17 protein-coding genes are annotated in these 17,983 nt (G+C 59.8%); 13 read left to right on the top strand and 4 right to left on the bottom strand.

Features of this window, described 5'->3' with window-relative positions:
• Positions 1–188: 188 nt before the first annotated feature.
• The 3 genes from OG225_RS17020 to OG225_RS17010 are packed head-to-tail and all read left to right on the top strand — an operon-like array spanning position 189 to position 1,853.
• Positions 189–518, top strand: coding sequence for a hypothetical protein (locus tag OG225_RS17020; protein ID WP_405182554.1), 330 nt, complete (start codon positions 189–191; stop codon positions 516–518).
• Entirely contained in the window at positions 499–1,026 is a 528-nt protein-coding gene (locus tag OG225_RS17015; protein WP_405182553.1) for a DUF6879 family protein, read from the top strand. Before OG225_RS17020 ends, OG225_RS17015 begins: the two co-directional genes overlap by 20 nt.
• Positions 1,023–1,853 carry a helix-turn-helix domain-containing protein gene (locus tag OG225_RS17010; protein WP_405182552.1) on the top strand — a complete coding sequence of 277 codons (831 nt, stop codon included), beginning with the start codon at positions 1,023–1,025 and terminating at the stop codon, positions 1,851–1,853. The genes OG225_RS17015 and OG225_RS17010 overlap by 4 nt, the downstream gene beginning before the upstream one ends.
• 7 nt (positions 1,854–1,860) lie before the next feature.
• Here OG225_RS17010 and OG225_RS17005 read toward each other — a convergent pair whose 3' ends face one another.
• Complete coding sequence (locus OG225_RS17005) at positions 1,861–3,108, bottom strand: helix-turn-helix domain-containing protein (RefSeq protein WP_405182551.1); 1,248 nt, start codon at positions 3,106–3,108, stop codon at positions 1,861–1,863.
• 530 nt (positions 3,109–3,638) lie between these two features.
• Here OG225_RS17005 and OG225_RS17000 point away from each other — a divergent pair.
• Positions 3,639–3,833: a hypothetical protein gene (locus OG225_RS17000; RefSeq protein ID WP_405182550.1), complete on the top strand. Its 195-nt coding sequence runs from the start codon at positions 3,639–3,641 to the stop codon at positions 3,831–3,833.
• Between the two features lie 918 nt (positions 3,834–4,751).
• Here the strand turns inward: OG225_RS17000 and OG225_RS16995 are convergent.
• Positions 4,752–7,481, bottom strand: coding sequence for a hypothetical protein (locus OG225_RS16995; RefSeq protein ID WP_405182549.1), 2,730 nt, complete (start codon positions 7,479–7,481; stop codon positions 4,752–4,754).
• Positions 7,482–7,518: 37 nt separating this feature from the next.
• Positions 7,519–8,109 (bottom strand): hypothetical protein, encoded by a 591-nt coding sequence (locus tag OG225_RS16990; protein WP_405182548.1) that lies wholly within the window; start codon positions 8,107–8,109, stop codon positions 7,519–7,521.
• A 283-nt stretch (positions 8,110–8,392) separates the two neighbouring features.
• On the opposite strand from OG225_RS16990, the gene OG225_RS16985 reads away from it, so the two are divergent.
• Both OG225_RS16985 and OG225_RS16980 read left to right on the top strand, forming a co-directional pair.
• Complete coding sequence (locus OG225_RS16985; RefSeq protein WP_405182547.1) at positions 8,393–8,536, top strand: hypothetical protein; 144 nt, start codon at positions 8,393–8,395, stop codon at positions 8,534–8,536.
• 98 nt (positions 8,537–8,634) lie between these two features.
• On the top strand, positions 8,635–8,958 hold the full coding sequence (locus OG225_RS16980) for a hypothetical protein (protein ID WP_405182546.1): 324 nt from the start codon (positions 8,635–8,637) through the stop codon (positions 8,956–8,958).
• Positions 8,959–9,096: 138 nt separating this feature from the next.
• Here the strand turns inward: OG225_RS16980 and OG225_RS16975 are convergent, their stop codons facing one another.
• Entirely contained in the window at positions 9,097–10,482 is a 1,386-nt protein-coding gene (locus OG225_RS16975; RefSeq protein WP_405181495.1) for an IS1380 family transposase, read from the bottom strand.
• 7 nt (positions 10,483–10,489) lie between these two features.
• Here OG225_RS16975 and OG225_RS16970 point away from each other — a divergent pair, with 7 nt between their 5' ends.
• From OG225_RS16970 to OG225_RS16940, 7 genes are all read left to right on the top strand, one after another.
• Positions 10,490–11,494 (top strand): OmpA family protein, encoded by a 1,005-nt coding sequence (locus tag OG225_RS16970; RefSeq protein WP_405182545.1) that lies wholly within the window; start codon positions 10,490–10,492, stop codon positions 11,492–11,494.
• 191 nt (positions 11,495–11,685) lie between these two features.
• Positions 11,686–12,954, top strand: a complete 1,269-nt coding sequence (locus OG225_RS16965; RefSeq protein ID WP_405182544.1) for a hypothetical protein — start codon at positions 11,686–11,688, stop codon at positions 12,952–12,954.
• 139 nt (positions 12,955–13,093) lie between these two features.
• The gene (locus OG225_RS16960) at positions 13,094–13,366 is read left to right on the top strand and encodes a hypothetical protein (protein WP_405182543.1); all 273 of its coding nucleotides are present in this window, start codon (positions 13,094–13,096) and stop codon (positions 13,364–13,366) included.
• 381 nt (positions 13,367–13,747) lie between these two features.
• Positions 13,748–14,032 (top strand): hypothetical protein, encoded by a 285-nt coding sequence (locus OG225_RS16955; protein WP_405182542.1) that lies wholly within the window; start codon positions 13,748–13,750, stop codon positions 14,030–14,032.
• The gene (locus tag OG225_RS16950) at positions 14,022–16,232 is read left to right on the top strand and encodes a type IV secretory system conjugative DNA transfer family protein (protein WP_405182541.1); all 2,211 of its coding nucleotides are present in this window, start codon (positions 14,022–14,024) and stop codon (positions 16,230–16,232) included. The genes OG225_RS16955 and OG225_RS16950 overlap by 11 nt, the downstream gene beginning before the upstream one ends.
• Before the next feature lie 269 nt (positions 16,233–16,501).
• Positions 16,502–17,290: a replication-relaxation family protein gene (locus OG225_RS16945; RefSeq protein WP_405182540.1), complete on the top strand. Its 789-nt coding sequence runs from the start codon at positions 16,502–16,504 to the stop codon at positions 17,288–17,290.
• Positions 17,287–17,850: an MT-A70 family methyltransferase gene (locus OG225_RS16940; RefSeq protein ID WP_405182539.1), complete on the top strand. Its 564-nt coding sequence runs from the start codon at positions 17,287–17,289 to the stop codon at positions 17,848–17,850. The genes OG225_RS16945 and OG225_RS16940 overlap by 4 nt, the downstream gene beginning before the upstream one ends.
• Positions 17,851–17,983: the final 133 nt, after the last annotated feature.

Genomic DNA, 17,983 nt, shown 5'->3' with positions numbered 1-17,983 from the left:
GCCAGGAGAGGACACCACCGGCCGCGGGCGCCTGGCTGAAACCATATGAACAGCGCGATCACGCGGACAACGAGTGTGCGTGAACTTGCGCCATGACCGCTAAACCGTTGACCTGCGGTCGATGTCGTGGCGAGGATGGTTCTGCTCGTAAGCAAGCTGACGCACACCAGTTGGCAGGGGTCTCCACCATGCGTTTACGTTTCCTCGGCAAGAACACCGGCTCGCACCAATCCCCGACGCTGTATGCCAGCGATCGGGGGACCTACGTCGTGCAGGGCTGGCGCGTGCCAGATCAGCCGACACTGATAGAAATACCGCACCCTCTGCTCGGATTCTTGGAGCGCGGAACCTGTTTGGGCACAGAGCTTCACGACACTGGACACGGTACGTTCACCCTGACGGGTGAGCCGCTGACCGACGTCGAAGCCCTGGCGCAGATGGATATTCCGCCTCACGAGGCGAGTGTCGAGGTACCGATCGGAAAGGAAGTCCGCCGCGATGTACTCACTGACGGGTGACCAGCTCGACGATCTGTTCCGCTCTTCGTGGCGGCGCGCGTTTCATCTCGAACTGCAAGATACCTACGCGGTGTCCGGCGAGTTCGAGCCCCTGCGCCAGTTCCTCGCGGGCGAACCCGAAGTTGCGTCATGGCAGGAATCTTGGCTTGATCTCATCAGGGAGCTCACCGGCACCGGCAAGGTCGTCCAACGAGTGCGGGTGGTGACCGAGCCGCACACCGACTACACACGGTGGGCACTCTCAGTGTCGCCCCGCAACATCGGCGCGGGCGAGGAGATTCGATGGTTGCCGAGGCATTCGATCGATGTACGGCAGTTGACCAGTGACGACTACTGGCTCTTCGATGACCACCTCGCCGCGTTCAGTGTCTTCACCCCCAGTGGCGAAGGCGCAGGATTTGCCGTTACGACCGATCCTGTGATCGCCGCACACTTCCGCGCCGTTCGCGATCGGGTGTGGCCGGCCGCAGTCCCGCATGACGAATACACGCGTGCCCTGCATCGGTGACCAACCTTCGTGAGGCCCGAGAAGCACTCGGACAGCGACTCCGGGAGATCCGCAAGGGTGCCGGTCTGACCGGCCGTGCTCTGGCGGATCTCGAAGGGTGGCACGAGTCGAAGATCTCGAAAATCGAATACGGCAAGCAGACACCGTCGGAGAAGGATATCCGGGCGTGGTGTCTGCATTGTCGTGCTGCCGGTCAGTTGCCCGATCTGATCGCTACCCTGCACAACGTCGAAGCGGCCTACCTCGAAGTCCGGCGCATACGCATCCCCCAGTGGCAGCGGGTGATCGCCAAGATGGAAGCTGACGCCGAGCTAGTTCGGCTGTATGAGCCCGGCCTCATCCCTGGCCTCCTGCAGACGCCTCGATACATCCGGGGTGTTCTCGAAACCATCGAATCCCTCTACGGCGGCCCCAATGTCATCGAGGCATCCCTGGCTGCGCGGCTGGAGCGGCAAACCGTCTTGTACCGCGGTCGCCACCGATTTCACTTCCTGATCGGCGAGCAGGCCCTGCGCACCGTTGTCGGTGACCCGGAAGTCATGGTCGAGCAGCTTGACCGCCTACTGGTCGCGATGACTCTCCCACGTGTCGTGCTTGGCGTGATCCCGGTGGATGCGGCCTACCGAATACCGCTAATGAACTTCGCCATCTTCGATCGGAAGATGGTGCAGGCTGAAACGATCACGGCGCAGTTGACGGTGACGCAGCCCCGCGAAGTTGTGCTCTATGAGCGGGCGTTCGCCGCACTGGGCGAACAGGCCGAGATCGGCAATCGCGCCCGCGACGTGATCCGAACCGCGATGGAGCGGCACAGCGCAAACGGCTAAGGAATCCTTACACCCGTTCCGCCATCTTCCCCATGATCTCTCGGACTTCCGGAACCGCGACGTGGGGTCGAAGGTCGGTCATGATCGTGTCGAGCGTGGAACGAAGCCGGGTCGAGGTAGTGCTGTTGATCTGATCGAAGTGATCGACCAGCACCTGGCACCCCTCGGCAAGCTCGTGAGCCTGAATGTGGTTCTCGGCCAATTTGATACGCCAGCCGATGTTCTCTCGCTGCCATGACATCGAACCATCGATCGCGGCCTGCAAGTGAATGGCTGCCGAGCGGTGATCGCCACTGCGCATATAGGCCCAGCCGGTCATGCCGGAAAGAGCTGCTGGCGGCAGGTACACCCAATCGGGGTCATGGCCGCGAGTCGACTCGTAGGCGCGGTGTGCACGGCTGATGGCATCCGCCATCGCTGACCCATCCCCCTTCGCGCTCTGCGCTCCGGCTTCATAGATCGCACCAATGGCACGAAGCCGTGGTCCGCCCTCACGACGAGCTGCGGTCTGCGCGGCCTGGGCCAGGTTGACACCCTCCCGAGGGCGCACATCCTTCGAAGGCTTCGATGGTGAGAATCCGCCCTGGTAGCTCAGGAAACTCGCGTTGAGCAAAGCATGCGAAATTGCCGTGCTGTCACCGGCGGCGTTCGCCGTTTGAGCCGCATCGGCGTAGTACCGCCGAGCATGCTCCAACCGTCCCGCGTCGAAGTGCACCCACCCCGCGGCGGTCATCATCTCGGCTGCCGCGCTGGTGAGTTGGCGGCCTACCACGTCGCTGTAGGACGCCGAGTTCAGAAGTTGTTCGGCGTAGCGCACCTCGTTCGCGGCGACCCGACACAGGCGATCACCCCCCACGATCAGGTCCAACTCGTGAATTTCGTTGGTGCTGGCGACGATGTCGGCGACGTCGCTGGCACCAACCTGGATTGAGCCTCCGACCCCAGGTGGAGTTGCGGCGGCCCGGTGCGCCGCACCGACTGACACGGCCAGGCCAGCGCCGATCGCGCCGTTTCGTAGGAAGTTGCGACGATTCACGTCTGCCTCCTCGTTCGATTCCACTACCAGTATGGCAAGCGGCACCTGAAGTGCACGGGCCACACGACGCAGCGTCCGAAGGTCGTTGACCGCCGGACCGTCATGTTCCAGCTGAGAAACAGCCGGTTGTGTGAACCCGATCAACGCGCCGAGTTCGCGCTGCGTCATGCCGGTATTCGAGCGAACCCGACGTATTACTTCGCCTGTGGTCAAGTGCATGCTGGTACTCCGCCGCTTGGTCAGCCTAGTCTAATGGTTCATCGAAGAACATTGCCGTGCAATAACTTTCACCCCTCACACGGACCTTATACCGAATTCGGTATTTCTGAAAAGCCTTGCTAATTCTTGCGCCAGAAAAGGGCCAATTTGCGCTTACGGTCAGGCCGGTACCCGGTACCGGGGTGTCGCCGCTGACCCTCTCAGCGGCGCACCGGCCCTCAAAGGCGGGGCGTACCGGTGGCCTTGAGCCCCCGGTGCCGGGTACCACCCTCGGCCTACCGGTCGAGTCTCCGCCCGACCCGGAAGAGATCCTTCGTGCATTCGCTCACCACACGCCAGCTCGCCGCCATGACGCCACAAGAAGCTCACCAGGCGCCGGTCGTGCCCTTCACGATCGAGCAGGCCCATCGGATCATGCAGTTCCACGTCGCCTGTCGCGTCAGGCGCTGTCCGCGAAAGGCCGCCGCTCAGGGAGTGCTGGTGACAGCTGGCAAACAGGTGCTCGCCGTGAACAGGCCGCGGTGACATCGATGCCTTCGACGCAGCACATCCGCCATATCCATATCGAATCAGGTGCTTTGACCCTCGACTTCAAGGGCAGTGCTGAGCAGATCCAAAATGTAGCGGACGAACTGGCACAGACCTTCCCAGAGTTCGTCGTGGCAGTCGATGACGACGTGCATGCCGATCTCCCTGTCCTGCCGTGTGCTGAACTGTGGGATTGAGGCGGAACTACCGGTGATGTCGGACTCGCTGCTCGTAGTCCTGTGGCCACTCAGTGCCTCGCTGGCAGTGATCGTTGGAATCCGAATCGGCCTGCGGTGGAGAGGAAACCGTGATTCCCACGGTGATGAGGCTGGCCCATCACGCCGTCACGGTGACGGTGGGATGGGTGACCACGGGGGCAGCCTTGGAATCGGTGAGAGGCAAACGGATAGGGACTCACCGCCAGCCGAGCTCAGCCCTCGTCCGTGGCCCAACATGAATGCCAAGACGGATGTCCTGCCGCGGGTGCAGGACATCCGGCCACCTACGCGGGCGACACCGATTCGACGGCCACCGTGGGTGTAGCCCCTTGCTGAACCTCAATGGCGCAAATGCCAATACAGAAATCCAGAACGGTTGGCGAAGTATTCGTGTACGTAATCCTGTCGAATCTACTCGAAGGCGGCCTTTAGTACTCCAAATACAAATAGACAGACAGCAGCGACGGCAAGGAGAAACACTGACGCAGCAAGCAAGCCAACCATTAGAGCAAGAATAACTGGTATGAGCCCTATCGTTGCGACCCAGAGAAATATATTGAGTGGGGTTCGACTTCTGTGACGAACACTTCTAAATCCGTTGGTTTCGATCGCGAAGTACACCAAACCGCTAAACCCGGCCAGGAGCACAATTTCCTGTGCCCTTGGGTGCGGCCAGTGAGATACGCGATGTAGCCAACTTAGCGGCCAGTCGGTACTGGCGTGTAGTTTTGGCGACAGCCAGACATGCAGTACGAGGCCAACCAGGGTAAGCACCACCGTGGTCCACAATTGTGTTCGCTTACCTGATCCAATAGCGGATGCCGACGCCATCATGCGAGTACGGTACACCGATTTGACTAGCGTGGTGCATACGAGAGAAAAAGCCAACTGGTACGTTTATTCCTCTCTCTTTACCTCAAGGTCTCGTAGATATTCGGCCAGTTGCTTGTGTCGGAAGCGATATACAGGACCGGACTGCCGAAGGACTCCACGCTGATGAGCATCATCCAGGAATGCCAAGAGACGGCGGGGCAGCTTTCCGGTGGCCCACAGCCATCCTCGGGTTAGCACACCCCAGCGGCCCCATGCACTGTTACCGATACCGTTTGCGAGACCTGTCGCAATGCCAAAGATGATGCCACCCCAAGGGCCGATAAGAAATCCGACGGGAAACCCGATCATTCCTCCTGACATCACCGTGTAGTAGATAAAGTGCGTCCGACTCATCACCACCATTTTGCTTGGCGTCACGACTTCATCAACCTCAAGACGGGCATGTGGCCCGAATGTAAGTAGCGTAAACAACGCGAAGATCATTGATACTCCGAGCCAATCCCAGATTGAACCTATCGAAGCTTTTGTGACCCAACCGACTGAACCAATAATAAAACATATGGCAGCGCCGCCTGTAGCTGCGATGCCGACTTCTTGCCAAAAGGGTTTCCGATCTGGCTGATTAATCCATTTCTGCACTAAACAAGGAGGAAAGGCCGCCACCGCCCCAGCGAGAGGAAGAAGGAACCACGACCATGTTCCCATGATTGTCGCGCTGGCGGATTTGACCATCAGCCATCCAACGAACGCTCCAGTTCCACCATAGAGGGGCGTTTTTACCATTTCACAGCGGAAGTTTTCCCAACTCCCTCGGCTAAACAACCGGACGCTCGTCGGTAGCTCAGCGCTGTACATCCATCCATAGAATCCTCCGAGGACACCCCCGATGCCCACGCCCAATGAAATGGCTAACAATGAGGCATCAAATTGTGCTGTTGCCCATCCGCACGCACCACCGACAATAGCTGCAAGTAGTCCGAAAATAATGGCGCGCGTATATGGACGAACTTTAGAGGCTAACTCCCACCATCTAATTTCGTTATTATCGAGGTGTTCGGCAAGGTACTTCAACCAGATGAGAACACTTGCAGGGTCATCATAGTGTCGACGTTTACGTGTGGCTATCTCACCGTCGACTACGACATTTTCGGTCTCGCTCTCCTCGCCTTCGGGGAAGATAGTAGAAATATACCTGCCAAAGAGGTGCTTTTCGAGCTCAGGAACACTCGAATAACCGCCATCAGTGAGTTCGTCTGGATCAGCATCAGCCGAGGCATAGATAGTGCGCGCCAGGTAGACCATTAGACGGGTCTTCAATACTTCGCCTGCTACAACAGCCTTTGGATCGCCTTCTTTGATTTTGTTCAGAACGGGAATCCATCTTGCACCGATTTCTTCTTTGTTTCCTGTTCGCGGCAGGTATTCGATAAGATCGTCGACGGTCAATTCTTTCAATTCGATAGTCCATCCCCTGGACAGCGCCTCTACATAATCGGTCGTCACCATATAGGGCTTCGTCCGACTGGTAAGCATGAGTGGATCATCAGGTTTCCCGTTCAGCTTCTCCAGAGCCCTCTCGCCAATCGTTCTCGCGCCGGTGTCATATTGCTTCTTCTTATCTCTCTCGCGCATCTCGTCCAATCCCTCAAGGATGGGGAGGATATGCCCTCCATGAACCAGCTGCGCCGCTTCTTCGGGTTTGAGTCCGGGATGATCTCGAACTAACAGGGATGACATCCAATCATTGAACGAATCACCACCTTTTGCGTCCCAAGATGCCAGATTGAATATTACCGGGATCTTCCCTTTGAATGTACCGGGGTCATCGGGGGGTGGAGTTGGTGAATCTCCCTTTCCGAGAACCGAATGGGCGAAATTTCGCACGATTGTCGATTTTCCCGAGCCGGGGCCGCCCAGAACAACCAAACGGTGGCGATCAATCGCACTCAGCACCGCAACAATATCCTCAAATCCGCCTTCCTCAACGGATTTTCCGTCGATATTCATCGGGATATTTTCGAGATTTTGCCTGAGATCAGGGCCGACCGAAGACCATCGAACCGGCATTGGCACAGGTTCACTGACTTTCCAGCGCAGCGCTTCGTCATGCAGTTCTTTTCGTACGGCGAGCGCGAGTTGACGGGCTTTGCCGGTGAGGGGTGGATCGGATGGCGGAGCATTCTCAATAGAAGGTGGAGGCGCTAGCTGCGCGTTTTTGAACTGATTGGGCGGCGACTCTTGTGATGCGGGTATTTCTGACACTGACTCTGATGATTGCAGACCAATATTGGCTTCAGATTCGAGGGCAAGCAGCGCTTCGACAAGGTATTCTCGGAGCTTCTTCGTCCACTCTTGCTTCTGACGAGAACTGGGTGACCACTTCAGTGAGTCATCGAATATGCGTTTCAGCAGATAAGAATCTAGATCTCCACGAATAACTAACAGCTTCATGTCTCTGATTACGTACAGACCGTGCGCCAATTGCCTGTAAGTAATCTCAAGACTTTTATCGAGTTTCTTGTCAAACTGTGTTTCCTTGGCCGCCTCTTCAATAGCCTCTTCAATAGCCAACACTGGACCGTCTGATGCCCACCTGCCCGGCTGCAAATTCATGACTAAGCGGGCCAGATAATATAGATCGACGTGAAACTTTTCACTCGAGTAGTCGTCTGAAGGCTTAACGATCGCGTACGTGCCAGCCTTCAATTTCTCTTCTACCGTGGCCCGAAGCGTGAATAATGCGACCAACTCTTTGTATATCGCCTTGCGCCGCTCGGCCTCCCCGTCTGACATGTGAGCATGATACCGCTTCAGCCCGAACTATGTTGCTCTACAAGCGAATATCACTTCGATCATAGTGTGATAGCAGTTCCCGCTCAAACCAACTACCGATGTCGGCAGGCAGCCAGCTGGTGGATGACGAATTCCTCGGATCAAGCGTGCGATATCTGACCAGATCACTCATCAACCTAGTCGCCGAGAAATCTATAGTGGCACTCAGAACCTCCGGCGATATCCTGCCGCTGTTTTCATCATGCATAATTCGAACCAGGTCAGATGCGGTCGGAAGAATGTTCTGATCATCCTCGGCCAGGCAATCCCTACGCAAAAGTCGCTCAAGTGGATAAACCGATAGTATTTTCTGCCAATCGCTACCGTGAGTCATGATACGGAGCGCGTCTCGTGCTAACGGCGTGTTTTCCTCTATGAGACGGTCCATACCGTTGAAGGCGGCGTCGTTGACAGCTTCAACTTGACTACGCGTCGGAGAGCCATAGCCTGTGAGGTGTGATTCTTTGCCCACAGTCTCAAGAAGGTGGGCTATTGCATCTGCCTCAAGCTGCCCCAAGGGCAATATTGGTGGTCCCCGTTCGGGTTCAAGCTCAGGACGTGGTGGCGTTGTTGGGAATTGTTCACTCATATCTTCTTATTCCTAAGAGACATTAAACCACCTTCAGCTGCATACTGCAATCATTGATGCACGCTCAACTATCGAATATTGCCCTAATAGTCAAGCGGTTCAGGCCACCGTTTGGCCACCAATTCGGGCCAGTGGAGTCGTATCGGATCGAGCATATTCGCTGGTTGGAGGGCTGTGGCCAGCTCGTGGCCTGTCCGTGGCGGCAAAGTATTGCCTGGGTCAGACGCTCTGCGGTGAGATGGATTCCGTCGACAGATCGACACCAGACACAAAGGAGAATCCGATGGATACGACGTCAGCCCTGATCATTTTCGCGGCAATCACCCTCGCCCCCGAGGTGACCGTGGTGATCAAGCTGTCGCCGCGCGGAATTCGTGCAACCGATCACAACCAAAAGGACGATCAGCACGAATCGAATCACATCTAGTCAGTAACTGGATGTACCGCTCATAGGGCCAGCGATGCTGGCCCTATGAGGAACAAGGTTCTCCTTCCAGCCATTCATCACAGCGGAGATTAAATACCGTGATCCTTGTCATCGCTCTACGTCAAACCAAACGCTATTGCACACTGACTACTTTGGTTCTGTGCGCCGTTGTTCTCCTGTGCATCATCGCTGCCTGCACCCAAACCTCCCAAACCTCCCAAACCCTGACATTGGTGGCGTCGGCATCCTCCGCCGAACCAACCCCTTCCATCCCCACAACCCTCGAATCCGAACTGGTCTCCATGGCTACCAAGGCCAAGAAGCCCGGTGATGCCCTCGTTCGCATCATCACCGCCCCCAACAGCCCTGCCATCGAACGGGATCTAACCTCAATCTTTCGTGGGGCTGACGTGCTGGCCTGAGCGGGTTCGGATTGGTATTTCGATCGTAGTTTCCCGATTGTGGGTGCGGCAGTCAGCCCGCGCAGCGGGCTGACTGCCGGGTTCCACGGACCTCGGGAGGGTTGGTTTCCTTGGTTGTCGGGACGGTGGAATGGCTGGTCATCCTGGTTGCAGGCGTGCCGCGGCGGTGGTGAGTAGTTCGGTGAAGGGTGCGTGGCGGGCGAGGTGGAGTCGGGTTCTGCGGGCGTGACGGGCGATGCGTCCGGCGGCGGAGAACACGCGTAGCCGTAGGGTTTTGGGTTCCCAGCGGCGTGCGTGGTGGTCGTGGAGGGCAAGGGTTTGCATCCATGTGGTCAGGTCAAGGGCGAGCGCGATGAGTGCGAGCCAGATGCGGTTGGCGTCGAAGGAGTGGAACGGCAGATTCCGTAGTCCGGTGTCCTTGGCGGCGCGTATGCGGTCCTCGCAGCGGGCGCGGCGGCGGTGGCGCAGTTCCAGATCGGGGAGTTGACCTCGGCGGGTATTGGTCACGAACGCGGTCAACCTGAGTCCGTCACGGTCGGTGAACCGCAGTTGGGCACCGGGATGGGGGCGTTCCTTCCGCACGATCAGCCGCATGCCCGGTGGCCATCCGGACAGGTCGGTGAGGCCGGTGACTTCCACGACCCAGGCGCCGGGCCGGACCTGGCCGTCGGCATCGTAGGCCGGGGTCCAGTCACGGTCGGTGAGGTGGGTGTCCATGGCTTCGACGATGTCGTCGGTGAGGGTGAACCCGATCGAGTATTGCAGTCGGCGGCGGTGGCAGTAGTCGAGGAACTCATGGGTTCCACCACCGGAATCGGTGCGCACCAATACCTTCCGTCCGACCCGCCATGAAGGCTGCCATGGCATTTGGGCGAGGGCGTCGGACAGGACTCGCTTGTGGTCTGCGGCGGTATTGGAACCGGCGTTGCCCGGGCGCAGCATTACCGCGGCGGGTTCCCCGGTCCCGTCCGGGCCGTGGTCGATGAACGACCACAGTGAATGGAACCCGAAGCCACGTTTGAATGTCGGTGCCGCACCCTGCTTCTCCGAGTGCGAGTCGGTCAGGGTGGCATCGAGATCGATGATCAACGGAGTATCGATGCCGATCCGGTGATCGGGGGCGTCGGATCCGGCCAGGGTCCAGGCTCGGGCGCGAGCGTCGGCACGGGCCGAAGCGATAGCAGCCAACACTTTCGGCGCCTCGGCCGCCAGAGTGGAGATCGTGCGCGACACGGTCGGGTCCGAGGCCACCGAACCGAACACCCCCGGTTCGGCCCTCAACAACGCCAGATCCGCGGCGCAATCACCACCGATCGCGAGGCAGACCGCCAGATCGAGCACGATCTTGCCGGGATCGTGGATAGTCATCGACTTGCGCCACGGCCTCAACTTTTCCGATAAACCGCCGGTCAACCCGATCTTCTCGGCAGTGCGCAGCAGTAGCGTCGCACCTGCGTGTGACACCACGCCCGAACCTTCACCATCGATACCCAGCCGCGGATACGGCGATATAGACTCACTCACCAGAAAGGTGCTCCAGACCCTCGAGAAATTCAACTGTCGCAAGTCGAATTATCGCAGGTCAGAGCACCTTTCGCCATTCCTGCCGCAGGTCAGAAGCTATTTCCATGACTGGGCGAGGCTAACGCCCCTCCGTGGCAAAGGGGAGATCGAGCATGGAGCCGCCCGCGATCGGAAGATCCGGGAGAACATCGACGCCCTGAAGGCTGATCTCGCCGATACTGTTTCGCAGGCGCCTGGACTGGACTTGGTCCGACTCCTCGACGCCGCCAGTCAGTACCCCGGTTCCAGGATCGTGGTGCTGAGCAGCGGACTCAATACCGATGCACCGGTAGACATGACGACCCTCGGGTGGAACTTCGATCCTGAAGTAGTCGCCGAATCGGTCCATCGCCAAGGACTGCTTGATCTGGCAGGCAAGAACATCACGTACTTCGGCATCGGCGCCACGGGTGGCAGTGTGCAACCTCGGCTTCCGGTCTACGCGCGTAAGTTGCTGGAGAACTTGTGGATTCGCATCTGTCAGGAGGCGGGGGCGACCAGCTGCGTAGTGGGAGATGGTGAACCGTCCGCGGCTGAACCCCGATCGACGCTGCCGGTGCCGGTGGTTTCTGTTCCTGCTGCCTACACGGACGGCAGCGGTTGCCCGGTATGGCAGCGCCTCGACGAGGCGGCATTGCCATTCACCGCGAATAGCGCCGTTCTTTCCGCCAGCGCTGATTCCACGCTCCAGCCGTTGGTCGACGCCACCAGGAAGTGCCATATCTCCCTCATTGCCGTCGAGGGGCATATCGCCGACACCGGTTCCGGCAGCGATCCAACCAATCTGTCTGGCCGGCGGGCCCAGGTGGTGGTGGATCGCCTGGTCGCCCTGGGACTGCCACCCAACATCCTCGGCACCGTGACCGGCCGCGGGGCCTCGACACCAGCAGTCCCGAACCTGACGCCTGACGGCCGGTTCATCGAGTCAGCAGCCGCCCAAAATCGCCGAGTCGAAATCTTCCTGACCCGCTGAATACCTGGCATCCGGCGTGCCTAGTGAGCACGCCTCCATTTCGCTACTTCCATTCCTCATGAAGGGAAATCTCCATGCCTCCACGCTCCCGCCGAACGCCGCCCGCCGTGGCGAAACCGGCAGTGCATTCGGTCAGTCCGCCACCGTTGTCTCGCCGCCTCATCTGGGTATCGCGGCTGTTCGGAAGGCCGGTGTCACGTGACGCACTGCCGTTCGTTGTGGCGCTACACCGCGAACAGGAACGGGTCGGCCAGCGTCGCCCGCCAGATCGACACAGCTGGTACGAAGCGACGGTCATTGGTATGGGAAAGGCTGAGGCCGACCGGATTCGTGACCGCGGTGCGGTCGAGATCAACCGCTTGGGCGACCAAGCTGTCACGCTGCACGGAGAAGTCTCGGTCATCGACGGGGACATCGCCCGGCTGGACCAGGAGCCGGTGCGCGGTGTGCATCGCGAACTGCTGAACGCCGAGGAAGCCGAACAGCGACAGACGGCGATCGCCGCGACGATCGCAGGCGCCACGCGTGCAGGTAGTTTGAAGCATCATCGGGTCTCCCGGATGATGCGGTGGGCCGTTCGCCTGATCCCGCTTATCGATTGGCCGGTTCTCACCATGTTCTCGGCCGACATTTTCAACCTTCCCTGGGATGCCGCCCTCGAAGGGGGCAACATCGTCCGGCTGTTGACGTCGGTCACCTTCGGATTCTTGGGCACGGTGGTGCTCGCGGCAGCACTGCACAAGGCCGGGACTGAACTCCGGCAGTTCAAGAACGATCAGGGCGGGGTCGCGTGGCCGTCCGGCCGCGGTGCACTACTGACCACCCTGCTCCTTGGCGGAGTGCTGTCCATCAGCGTCGGTGCCGCTGTCCTGATGGGGTTTCGCGTCCTGACCGAGGCGCTGGCGGCTGAAACCGGCCTGGCTGGCGGCATCATCCTGGGGCTGTTCTTCTCGTGCGTGGTGGCCACCGCCAATTCGGTTGTGCTGCTGACGGTATTTCGTGATGGCTCACTGCTCACCAATGAAGTCGAGCACCTCCAACGGCAGCTCGTGCCTATTCGAATGCGCCGGTTGCGCCTGCAGCAGCAACGAGACGAACTGGTGGTGCGGATCGGTGAATGCATCGGCAGGGCAGAGCAGTTGCACGCCGAAACGCTGGCCAGGATGGCCCTTCCCATCGAAATTTCCCACAGGATAGTTGCTACCAGTCGCTCTCTTCACCAGGGATGTGGCTGGAGCGCGGAGCTGCTGCGCCCAGACCGGGGTGCTTTCGGCCTGTTCGCTCCGCTGGTAACAGGGGACGTGGCGACACTGGACCAGTCGCTGGAACGGATAGCAGCGCTGCGGATTCCGACCGACCATGAAGGGCATTCCGCGATTAGTCAGTCTGCCGATACGCCCGCAGTTATCCCTGCTTCTATCGCGGACACGCCCGCGCCTGGCATCACGTCGGCTGCCTGAGTTTTAGACAGTCTGCCGGGGCCGATTCCTGGCGCAGTTCTCTCCTCTTATTTTCCTCCGCATTTCCGAGGTGCTGCCGCCTACCGAAAAAGAGAGCGGCAGCACCAATCTATCGCCTTCAAAGGAGGCCACGAGAATCATGAGCGAAGAATCAAATCTGATCAATCCGCCGCCCGATCCTGACCCACTGCCGTGGGTATTCGAGGGAAAAACTCCCGATGGGGACAACCCCGACGTCACGGTGCACCTGACGGAGGCGACGGTTCACAAGCTTTCGACCACGATGCGCGAGATCGTCGACATGGTAGAGGTTTTCGAGGATATGGCACCTCGGACGGCTACCTGCATATGGGAGCTGCTGAGTGTCACCAGCGCGGAGCTGCTGCTGTGGACTCGCAGGTGGCAAGCGTGAGCGGCCACGAACCTTCCGGCATCGATGTCCTTCTGAGCGCTAGCCTGAAAGCTGTTGGGGCGGCTATCGCGATCTATATCGCCGTCTCTCTCATTGCATCGATCGTGTGGTGGGTAGTGGGCATTGCCGCTGTGGCCGCGACGGTTTGGTTGGCGATCGTTGTAGTTCGCACACTGCGAGAACGCTGGTAAGCCGTCGCACCATTACGGGAGGTCACCCGTTCGCTTCGGTGTTGCAAAATTTTACCATTTAATTGTCAGTTAATTTTCTTTCCACATAGTGAAGTCAGAACGGCACGAACATTGGGTGGGCGCAGGACATGCGTCATTGCTCGCTGGTGCCGGTCAGCAACCAACCATTAATTCCAAGGAGGGCGAAGCTATGTCTAAAAACAACAAGTTCAACTACCGGCGACCGGAGAAGGGGCGTAACCGGCCGAATCGGCCGAAGCCGCACATCACGGTACGCAGCGTTCGGAGGACGCCGCCGGATCTGACCAAGCTGGGCCGGGCCATCATCGCCGCAGCCCTGGCGGAGGCTGCGGCTGAGAAGGCCGCCGCAGTGGAAAGCCACACGGACGACAGCAATCTCCCATCGACGTCGGCTGCCACCACCGAGGCCGTGGCCGCTCCAACGGAAAGGCAGGAGGTTGTCGATGACGAATGAGCAACTGCCTCTTCCGCTGACACCTACGACAATGCAGTGGCAGTATGTGTTTTGGCCGAGTCCGTTCAGCGAGGTGGCGGCGTCGGGGTTGCTGCGGCACTGGGCCGCCCAGCAGCATCGACCGAAAGTCGTGCTGGAGGCCCGTGCCGATCAGAAGGGCATTCGCTATCTAATCGGCACGCAGCGCCGCTATTCCGAAACGGTTCGGCGTGCTGTCGAACAGTTGGTGCCGGGCAGCATGGTGACCGATGCCGCGGAGAAGGGCCGCCCGGCGGTGGCTGCAACCCGGCGACTCGGCCTGTCCACCACGGATTGGCCGTTGGAGGCCGCTGACCGTCTCAGCGCTGAACGTTCGATTCTGTCCGCGCTCACAGCGGTAGCCGAGGCCGAGGAACTGGTTATCCAGATTGTGCTGGGTCGCAGCCGACTTCCCTCGTTGCCAGCAGCGGATCGTCATGACGGCAGCCAAAGTGTGCTATCCAAAGTGCTGGTCGGGCTGCAACCCGACGACCGACCGGGCGCGACGCAGGCAGTAACCCGCAAGTTGGGGCAGCATGGCTTTTCGGCCACCGTGCGGATCGGAGTGTCGGCTCCGGCCGCGGGAAGACGGAAGTCCCTGCTGCTGAACCTGGCATCGACTCTTGGCACGGTCAATGCCGCCGGGGTGCATCTGCGGTTGAAAGACGACGCACCCGCACGACTGAACGATCCCCGCACATCGTTCTGGTCACTGTTTTCGCCTCCACAGCGCCTCAGTGTCCCGGAGGTCACGCTCTTGGTGGCATGGCCGATTCGGGACAAGGATGACGTACTGCTGCCAGGAGTGCCGTCGTCGCATCCCCGGCTAGTCCGACCGACAGCGGCCGTGCAGTCCGGAGAGCGCGTCATTGCCTTGGCGAACGCCCCCGGTTCAACGGGGACGATCGGAATTGATGTGGTCGACTCGCTGAAACACATGTGGCTCAGCGGGCCTACAGGTACCGGCAAATCGACGCTGTTACTGAACCTGATCGCGCGGGACCTGGAAGCGAACCGACCGGTGGTGGTCATCGAGCCCAAAGACCTGATTAACGACGTACTGGAGCGGATTCCGGCCCCGCGACGCGACGACGTCGTGATCATCGATCCACTTTCCGACGCGCCTGTCGGATTGAATCCGTTGGACCGCTCACCAGGCAGCGGCCGAGAGAACATGTCACCGGACGTCATCGCCGACAGCATGTTCGGTACTTTCCGTTCGCTCTACGGGGAATCGCTCGGGCCGCGAAGCAGCGACATCCTGCGAAACTGCCTCAAGGTGCTGGTGCGACGCGAAGATGCCAGCCTGATCATGTTGCCGCTGATCCTGACCAACCCCGGATTCCGGCGTCCACTGGTGCAGGCAGCGGTGCGCGATGATCCATTTTCGAGCGGGCCGTTCTGGCAGTGGTATGACGGCATGACGCCCGAGGCCGCAGCAAACGTCGTGGCTCCCCTGAGCAACAAGATCCGACCTCTGTTGGATCGGCATCTTCGGGCAGTGCTGGCACAGCAACGTCCGCGCTTCAACGTTCGCCAGGTCTTGAACGAACGCAAGATCCTGCTGGTGCCACTCCAAAAGGGCGTCATCGGCCCTGAAGCGTCGCAACTCCTCGCAGCGGTAGTTCTCTATGACCTGTGGCAAGCCATATTGGAACGAGTCAGCATGCCCGAAGGGCTGCGCATTCCGGTCATGGTCTACATCGACGAGGTACAGGAGTTCCTCAATCTGCCAACGGATTTGGATGAGGCGCTGGCACTCTCCCGGAGCCTGCGCGCCGGGTTCCATTTGGCACATCAGTACGAAAAGCAACTGCCTGCCCCGATGCTCAACGCCTTTCGAAATAACGCCCGGAACCGCGTCACCTTTGCTCTGAACGCCGACGACGCCAAGACTGCTGCTGCCGGTCAATCCGCGCTTACCGCAGAGGATTTCACCGCTCTGCCTGCGCACCATGTGTACGCCCGCTTGGTTCGAGACAACAGCATGCAGCCTTGGGTCTCGGGGGTGACGCAGGCTCCGCCGCCGAAGACGGCTGACCCCGATGCGATTCGTCGCCTGAGTCGTGAACGCTATGGTCGACCGGTACAGGAGATCGAGGCCGGATTCTCCCGCCTGCTGGACGACCTTGGCACTGATGTATCACGCAACCGGACACATCAGCGACGGAGGCGATCATGACCGAGCGGCCGACTCCGCGTCACGGCGGGTGTCCCGCAGCGGAAGGGGAGTTCAGTATGGACAGCTCTACGTGCGAACTCCTGCGGCGCGATCATCTCGCCAACCGCCTCGACAGCCGTTTCACGTTGTCTTCCACAAGTAAGTTATCGCCGGTCAGTCGCGATTCCGGCCGCGTTCGTGCAACGACTGATGCGGATTCCGCTTCATCCTCCCGTCGTCCCGGCCGCCCACACAGTGTTCGACGCGACGCTGCTGCTGTCAGCAGCGAAATGAGCGGGCGCGACTTTCAGATCCTGCGGTCTGTCGCCGAACACCGGTTCTTGACGGTTCGCCACATCCACCAGCTGCACTTCCAGGGCCTCAGCTCGAAATCCGGACTGAGGATTACCCAACGCAGTCTCGCCCGATTGCGGCGCTGGCGAGTTCTCGGCACCTTGGAACGCCGCATCGGCGGACTTCGTGCCGGATCGGGAGGACTGGTGCACTACGTCGACGTCGTCGGTGCGAAACTGCTCCAGATCGAGAACGCCGAGCCATCGAAGCGGCGCTACACCACACCGAGTCACACGTTCCTGACCCACACCCTGGCGGTCGCGGAATCCCACATCGCTCTCATCACCGCCCAGGTGCATGGCCGACTCGAACTGGTTCGAGGTGATGTCGAGGCGATGGCATGGCGGACCTACCACGGCCTCGGCGGTGCCCTGCTGACGCTACGACCGGACATGTACTTGGAGACAGCCGCTGCGATCGGGGGTGACCTGATCAGCAGCTGGTTCTACGAACACGACATGGGCACCGAAAGTCTGCCCACCCTGCTACGCAAGTCCCGCGAGTACGAGAGCTATCGACGGACGGGGATCGAACAGGAACAGAACGACGGCGTCTTTCCACTCGTCATCTGGAGCCTCAGCGCCCAGACCGAGGCGCGTGCCGCCGAGAGACGATCGGCTCTTGTCGAAGCGATCGAACGTGACCAGCGACTTGACGCCAGCCTGTTTCGAATCATCGCGCCCCACCAACTCATCTCGCTGATCAAGACGGGAGGCACGACGTGAGCGCTGTTCGCCGTTACAGAACCATCCTGGTCGACCCGCCGTGGGACATCCTGCAACGTGGCCACTATGGGGCGAGTAGGCACTATTCGCTGATGACGCTGGAACAGATCAAGGCGCTTCCCGTTTCGGATCTGGCCGAAGACGACGCGCATCTCTGGCTATGGGTTACTAACGCCACTCTCCGGTATGGCTACGACGTGATGGAGGCGTGGGGCTTCACACCGCGATCACCGCTGACCTGGGTGAAACCGCGCCTGCAACTCGGGCAGTACCTACGCAACATGACAGAACATGTTTTGTTCGGCACTCGCGGACGGGCACCGGTGAACTTCCGGGCACAACCAACGTGGTTCATCGCCCCCGTTCAGGAGCACAGCCACAAGCCGGAAGAAACGTTTGCAATCGTCGAGCGAATCAGCAGCGGACCATATCTCGAACTGTTCGCCCGCCGACGCCAGCCTGGCTGGGAGGTGTGGGGGAACGAAATCGACTCGGACATCGTGATTCCCGGATATCCGGTGCCATCGGATCGGCTGCATCGGCAGCGAGGTTCAGCATGACCGGACGACGGATCACGGTGCGCGCTGGCCCCGAACAGTATCCGCCACTCAGGAGTCGGCTTCGTCGGTAGCCCGCGGCTGAACCAGTGAGTGCATCCGCACTCACCAGTCGCACCTACCGAGGAGGTAGCTG

The sequence above is a fragment of the Nocardia sp. NBC_01377 genome (genome assembly GCF_045040005.1).
Classification (GTDB): Bacteria; Actinomycetota; Actinomycetes; order Mycobacteriales; family Mycobacteriaceae; genus Nocardia; species Nocardia noduli.
This window is presented reverse-complemented; position numbering and strand designations above follow the sequence as displayed.

Excerpts from the sequence above, each read along its gene's own strand:
- OG225_RS17020 (WP_405182554.1), top strand. The coding sequence starts at position 189 with ATGCGTTTACGTTTCCTCGGCAAGAACACCGGCTCGCACCAATCCCCG.
- OG225_RS17015 (WP_405182553.1), top strand. The coding sequence starts at position 499 with ATGTACTCACTGACGGGTGACCAGCTCGACGATCTGTTCCGCTCTTCG.
- OG225_RS17005 (WP_405182551.1), bottom strand. The coding sequence starts at position 3,108 with ATGCACTTGACCACAGGCGAAGTAATACGTCGGGTTCGCTCGAATACC.
- OG225_RS17000 (WP_405182550.1), top strand. The coding sequence starts at position 3,639 with ATGCCTTCGACGCAGCACATCCGCCATATCCATATCGAATCAGGTGCT.
- OG225_RS16995 (WP_405182549.1), bottom strand. The coding sequence starts at position 7,481 with ATGTCAGACGGGGAGGCCGAGCGGCGCAAGGCGATATACAAAGAGTTG.
- OG225_RS16990 (WP_405182548.1), bottom strand. The coding sequence starts at position 8,109 with ATGAGTGAACAATTCCCAACAACGCCACCACGTCCTGAGCTTGAACCC.
- OG225_RS16985 (WP_405182547.1), top strand. The coding sequence starts at position 8,393 with ATGGATACGACGTCAGCCCTGATCATTTTCGCGGCAATCACCCTCGCC.
- OG225_RS16960 (WP_405182543.1), top strand. The coding sequence starts at position 13,094 with ATGAGCGAAGAATCAAATCTGATCAATCCGCCGCCCGATCCTGACCCA.
- OG225_RS16955 (WP_405182542.1), top strand. The coding sequence starts at position 13,748 with ATGTCTAAAAACAACAAGTTCAACTACCGGCGACCGGAGAAGGGGCGT.
- OG225_RS16950 (WP_405182541.1), top strand. The coding sequence starts at position 14,022 with ATGACGAATGAGCAACTGCCTCTTCCGCTGACACCTACGACAATGCAG.
- OG225_RS16945 (WP_405182540.1), top strand. The coding sequence starts at position 16,502 with ATGAGCGGGCGCGACTTTCAGATCCTGCGGTCTGTCGCCGAACACCGG.